5 protein-coding genes and 2 pseudogenes are annotated in these 6000 nt (G+C 62.8%); 4 read left to right on the top strand and 3 right to left on the bottom strand.

The window, feature by feature from the left end:
* The 3 genes and pseudogenes from C493_RS18270 to C493_RS18260 all read left to right on the top strand — a co-directional run.
* Positions 1 to 216, top strand: a pseudogene (locus tag C493_RS18270) (3-hydroxybutyryl-CoA dehydrogenase); the annotation flags it as partial.
* Between the two features lie 2 nt (positions 217 to 218).
* A pseudogene (locus C493_RS18265) lies at positions 219 to 1419 on the top strand (thiolase C-terminal domain-containing protein).
* Entirely contained in the window at positions 1416 to 1913 is a 498-nt protein-coding gene (locus C493_RS18260) for a Zn-ribbon domain-containing OB-fold protein (protein WP_007260971.1), read from the top strand. Before C493_RS18265 ends, C493_RS18260 begins: the two are co-directional and overlap by 4 nt.
* A gap of 73 nt (positions 1914 to 1986) precedes the next feature.
* Here C493_RS18260 and C493_RS24095 read toward each other — a convergent pair whose 3' ends face one another.
* Positions 1987 to 2121, bottom strand: coding sequence for a hypothetical protein (locus C493_RS24095; protein WP_275039841.1), 135 nt, complete (start codon positions 2119 to 2121; stop codon positions 1987 to 1989).
* Between the two features lie 741 nt (positions 2122 to 2862).
* On the opposite strand from C493_RS24095, the gene C493_RS18255 reads away from it, so the two are divergent.
* Positions 2863 to 3651 (top strand): polyprenyl synthetase family protein, encoded by a 789-nt coding sequence (locus C493_RS18255; RefSeq protein WP_007260970.1) that lies wholly within the window; start codon positions 2863 to 2865, stop codon positions 3649 to 3651.
* A gap of 71 nt (positions 3652 to 3722) precedes the next feature.
* Here the strand turns inward: C493_RS18255 and C493_RS18250 are convergent, their stop codons facing one another.
* Together C493_RS18250 and C493_RS18245 are read right to left on the bottom strand one after the other, a co-directional pair.
* Positions 3723 to 4145, bottom strand: a complete 423-nt coding sequence (locus C493_RS18250) for a DUF7575 domain-containing protein (RefSeq protein ID WP_007260969.1) — start codon at positions 4143 to 4145, stop codon at positions 3723 to 3725.
* Positions 4146 to 4501: 356 nt separating this feature from the next.
* Positions 4502 to 5548: a hypothetical protein gene (locus C493_RS18245; RefSeq protein WP_007260968.1), complete on the bottom strand. Its 1047-nt coding sequence runs from the start codon at positions 5546 to 5548 to the stop codon at positions 4502 to 4504.
* Between the last annotated feature and the right edge of the window lie 452 nt (positions 5549 to 6000).

Below are 6000 nucleotides of genomic sequence, written 5' to 3'. Positions count from 1 at the left end.
GACCTCGTCGGCGACATCGTCGACGACCTCGTCTCCGGCCCGCCGGTCGCACTCAAGGCCGCCAAACAGGTCATCCAGGACGGCCAGGAGGCCAGCCTCGAGGCCGCGCTCGGGATGGAGAAACAGGCCTTCGCGGTGCTCGCAACCACCGACGACATGCTCGAGGGCGTCACGGCGTTCAGACAGAACCGCGAACCCGACTTCCAGGGTGAGTAACCGTGCCAGCTACGACGCGTAACGTCGCGATCGTCGGCGGCGGACACGCCAACTGGGGCGAACGGGATGCGACCTGGAAGGACCTCGCCCAGGAGGGCGGGAAGGCGACGTTCGACGCCGTACCCGACGTCGGCCCGGAGGACGTCGAAGGCCTCTTCGTCGGCGCGGTCCAGCCCGAACGGTTCGTCAACCAGACCCACGTCGCGCCGCTCGTGGCCGAACTGCTCGGCATCGAAGTCACGGAGATGACCGCCCGGACCGAACTGGCCTGCGCCAGCGGCCAGGCCGCGCTGCGGTACGCCTGGCTCGCCATCGCTGCGGGACAGCTCGACACCGCGCTCGTCCTCGGCGTCGAGAAGATGAACCTCGGGCGCGAGTACATGCCCGAGATGCAGTCCTCGATGGCGAACGTTCTCGACCGCGAGTTCGACGGCGTCAACGGGCTGGCGGCACCGCCGTTTTTCGCGTGGTACGCCCAGCGCCACATGCACGAACACGGTACGACCCGCGAACAGCTCTCGCTGGTCGCCGCCAAGAACAAGAGCAACGCCGCGAAGACCGACTTCGCGCAGTTCCAGTCCGAAATCGAGCCCGGGGACGTCCTCGAGTCGCCGGAGATCGCTCCACCGCTGAACCTCTACGACTGCAGCGGCATCACGGACGGCGCGGCCGGCGTGATCCTCATGAGCGAGGAGAAGGCGCGCGAGGTCACCGACACCGCCGCCTGGATCACCGGCAGCGGCCAGTCCTCGATGGCCGGCAACTCGATCAACAACCTGCCCTCCTTTAGCGGCTGGCCACAGGCCCGCAAGGCGTCGCAAAACGCCTACGAGCAGGCCGGCATCGAGGATCCCCTCGAGGAGATCGATATCGCCGAAATTCACGACTGCTTCTCGATCAGCGAGATCATCGAGTACGAGGAACTGGGCTTTTGCGAACGCGGCGAAGGCGGCCAGTTCATCGAGGATGGCCGCAGCCACATCGACGGCGACGTCGCCGTCAACCCACGCGGCGGCCTGCTCGGCTGTGGCCACCCGCTGGGCGCCACCGGCGTCTCCCAGGCCCTCGAGGTCACCCGCCAGTTCCAGGGCGACGTCGAGCGCGATCGGCAGGNTAGACGACCCCACGACCGGCCTCATCCACAATTTGAGCGGCAGCGGCTCGGTCCACAGCGTGATGGTCTTAGACCGTGATCCACGATGACTGATTCAGACACTAACGACGGCGACACCGACCGCGAGCGCGTCTCGGTTCCCGACGAGGTCGAGCTTCCGCGGCTGCTCGACTTCTACGAACTCCAGACCGAAGACCAGACCCGGATCCACGAGTTCTACGACAATCTCCGGGACGGACGTCTGACGACGACGCAGTGTCGAGACTGCGACGAACTGCACTTCCCGCCCCGAATCGTCTGTCCCGAGTGCACCGGCGACGACCTCGAGTACGTCGACCTCCCCCACGAGGGCGAGCTGTTCGCCTTCTCCGAAGTCCGAGGCGGCGCGCCGCTGGGGCTGAGCGAACACGAGGTCCCGTTCGTCGTCGCCGCCGTCGACCTCGGCCCGGTCACGCTCTCCGCCCGAATCGACGACGCCTCGTACGGCGACCTCGAGATCGGCGACCCGGTCTCGCTGAAGGTCGTCGAGATCGACGGCCCGACCGACGAAGAACGCGTCTTCTATCGCTTCGAACCGCAGTAGACGGGACCCGTCGTCACTCTCTCGTAATCGATTCTATCGGTCGATCATCGCTGCTCTCGTTACCATTTTCACGCTACCAGCGCTGAGAGAGGGGGAAGGCTACGGTTTCGCTCGAGTGCGAATCGAGGACGGTCACCGACGGCTCGAGAACGAGCGGACGACGGACAAATAGCAGGTGCGCCTCGGGCAGGTGCGCCTCGGGCGCCATTGCCGGCGTGTGTGCGCCGGCGTTGCGCCAATGTTCGGCAGTCGACGGTCACTGGATAGTAGCTGACCGTGCTGCAAGCGCTGGCGTTGACCAGCACGTCAACTGTTATCGCGGACCAACTTAACCGTTGCTAAATTCGACCCCCGATGAGATCGGTAAATAGATTAATCGGATAATCACCGGGTCGAAGCATCACATATCACTCTCTAGTGTAAGTCTATTTAGATAGATGAATTTTTTATTGTTTTGAATCGGTGCAACTGCGTAGGCCGTCCTGATCGACCATCTTACACCTCAATACTCCCGATTCCGTGTGCAGACGAGAAAATAGCAGGTGTCTCGCCGTAGAACAGCACGACTGAGGTAGTAAATGCAGATGCCAATTTTCTAGCCTTTATCGGGGTATTTTGAGGGTTTCGTATCCCAGTACCGACGATGAATAGGTAGTGGTTATTTGACCGAAGAGTGGAGTTGAATTCATACATTATCGGGTAACTACCATATTTATTATTTTTTGGATAGCGTATACCACGTCGGTGTTCCACTGCAGCAATATGCAGGATGAGACGGACTCGACTCACTCCCAAATCGGAGAGACGAACGACGACCGACGAACGGTGGTCGAACGAAAAAGCAAAAGACTTCATACTACTGCTACCTGATCGAACGATAACGGGATTGCGAATCGGCGACCATCGGTACTCGACTGCGGGACGATCGCAGCGCCCGGCAGACACAGCCATGAGAGAGACGATCAGTCAGCGGCGAACGAAGATCGAGGACGCACTGCAGAATCAGCTCCCAGCGACGACCGAGTTCGACCAGTATCGCGATGGCCCGGTGACAGTCGGTCGCCCGCGTACGCACGGACACGTCTTTCTGGCACTCGTCGACGGTCTGAGCAGCGAGCCCCGGTCGACCGACCGGGCGGTCCCGATCGCCGCCGCCCTCGAGCTCGCGTCGCTCCAGACCCACGTTCACCGGGAGGCGATCCGGCGCGACCGATCGCACGACGGTGAGTACGATCCGACGCGCGACGTCCTCCGCGGCGATCTACTCGAGTCGACGGCGTTCGAAACCCTGCTTTCGGCCGGCGGCTCGAGCGAGCACGTCAGGCGATGTTTCGCGGTTCTCGTTCGGACGACCAGGCGGGCCCAGGAAGGGCGCGCGATCGTCTCCGAGGACGACGTCGACCCGCTCGACGCCGCTCCCGACGTTCGACGGCGACTCGGCGCGCTCACCGGTGGCGCGGCCGAACTCGCGGCCCTCGAGGTCGGACTCGACGACGACCTGTGCCGACGGCTGGCCGAGCACGGAACCGAGCTCGGCTACCGGCTGTGGGTCCGAACGGAAACGGGCGAGAAGCGAGCCGACGAACGACAGACGACGGGGTCGAGAGCTGCCTGTCGCCGACAGATCGAGGCGCTCGCCGACTGCTGTCCGGATCGATCGGCGACGCAGGTGCGACGACAGTTAGCGGCGTTTCTCGAGGAGGAGCTTCGAGTCGAGTTCCCCGAACAATCCGCCTGATACGCGCTTCGATAGCAACAACCGTCACTATCGCCGCATCATCGACAAAAGTCTACCGCGACTGACACTGGTCAACGGTCGTCCGTCGTCGTTGCTGCGTCGGCCGTCGAATCGCCTTCGGGCGGCGACGTCTGCGACAGGTCCTCGGCACACCAGGGACAGAACGACAGCCCTTGCTCCAGCTCGCCTCGACAGGACGAACAGCGCTCTTCCGCCCGGACCTCGAGGGAGAGATTGTGGGTGCGAGCGACGGCGTACGCGTCGAAACCGCTCAGTCCCGTTACGATGAACAGCGGCGCGAGATCCACGAACGAGGCGGCCGCGGGATCCGCGAGTGCCGTCCCCGGAACGAACAGCCAGCCCGTGAGCGCAAGGAGTGCGATCCACGCCGCTGCGCGCATCCATCGCCGGAGATACAGCTGTCCGAGCCCCGTCACGAGAAGCGTCAACCCGGCCGCGAGCCACGGATTTTTCGGCGTTTGTTGCTGGGCCATACACTAACTGAATGGTTAGTCAGTAGTAAGTCTTGTTCCTTCGCAACCTGGTCGAATCAGCTGTCAAAACTGGAACGACGAATGCCGTCCGTCCCCACCAACCTGAGCCGACGGTGAGCCGAATCAAGGGGTGAGAGACAGCCACGACGCTGCGGCGACCCTGCGGTCTTCGTCGACCAGACGAGCGATCGGCCCGTGTCACACGGACAGTCATACATTCGTATGATTGTAATTATTCGTTCGCGTCCTTGACTGAATGGTCAGTCAGCAATCGGCATAAAGGTTACTGACTGCACGGTCAGGAAGGGGAATAAATCTGAGATAACGGATCGCGAACGAGGCGACTGCGCTGTCGGTCACTCGCCGTCAGTAACGTCGAACGGACCAGCGTCGGGTTCCTTCGACGGAAGCATCGGACCGACGGACGCCGTTCGGCGAGTAACGGCCGCACTGCGGAGCAGATAGGACGCCAGCAAGGCGATCGGCGAGATGACGACGGCGAGCAGCGCGCTGACGACGTACGGAACGGCGGTCGCACCAATCGTCAGCCCGCCGGCGTCGGCGTAGATCAATCCGACCAGCAACGCGGCCAGAACCGCCGGGATACCGCAGTAGATCGTCAGCCGCGAGAATCGGGTCAGTTCACGCTGCAGGTACGTCGTCTTGAAGTGACCCTCCGCGACGACGAACAGTTCCAGCGAGTCGATCAACCCGTCGAGCGCCGCGGTCGTCTCCGTCGAGCCCGAATCGGTTTCCCTGCTCCTGAGCTGTCGAGCGAGATAGAGTTGCGAGTGCGCGTCGTAGTCGATCGCCGCCGACACCGCCGTGAACGTTCCGAACGACGTCCGCTCGAGTTGTCGCCGGGTTCGCGCCGTCTGTTCGTCGAGAGCGCTCGTGTACTGGCGGAGCAGCTCTCGACGCTCAGGACTATCGCTTGTCGACGTAGCGTCCTCGAGGGCTGTTGCGTGCTCGTCGACCGTATCGACGAGCAACTCGAGCAGTCGCGACGGGGACGCCGGACTCGCCGGAACGCTCGCCCGCGTCGCGACGTTCTCGCGGACGTCGAGCACGCCCTGAAGTTTCTCGCGAGCGTCGTCGGCGCTCACGAACTCGCGGGAGAGGATCGCCTGACTGATCGTAACGACGAGCGTGACGACGGAGAGCGTTCCCGCGATCATCCCGTTGGCGAGTCGTGTCATCGAGTCGTCGTTGGTGAACGCGATTACGCCCGCTTCGTTCAGGAGCACCGAAGAGACGAAGACGGCGAGACAGAGACCTGCTGCGATGGTACGTCGGTCACCTTCGAGCAACAGCCAGTCGCGGATCCGAGAGCGCGCGTCCGTTTGGGTTCCGGTATCGGCACCGTGAAACTCGAGCGCCGCGTCGGTGTCGGAACCATCCATACGGGTACAGTCTGGGGACGGACGGATAAGCCTCTGCGTTGCATGCTGCTACTGATCCTGCCGGACAGAACGGTTCGAAGTCAGTCGCTCGAATTCGGCCGTCACCGTCGGAGCAGACCGTGACGTCGTGACCATCGGCAACGCGTGTTGTCCGGCAGTATCAGCACCACACACATGACTGTAGGGCCAGCGAAAACACGAGCGCAAGGCTCAGATCGAGAGTCACCTCCCGCAGATCCCATCGCCGTCTCTGCAATTCGTCTTGGCCTCCGACGCAAAAGCGCCTCTTGTTCCCGGTAGCGTTCGTCCTCTTCGTACTGACTATGGGAACGTTCATCGACTTCAGACTCCCAGCTCCCACTTCCTCTATCGATCTGAAGACATGTATCGGAGCCACTGCCCGTCACTGCTCACCTGCGCGCCCGGCAGACGCGCGGCGCGCCACGAAGTGA

Source organism: Natronolimnohabitans innermongolicus JCM 12255, from assembly GCF_000337215.1.
GTDB lineage: Archaea > Halobacteriota > Halobacteria > Halobacteriales > Natrialbaceae > Natronolimnohabitans > Natronolimnohabitans innermongolicus.
This window is presented reverse-complemented; position numbering and strand designations above follow the sequence as displayed.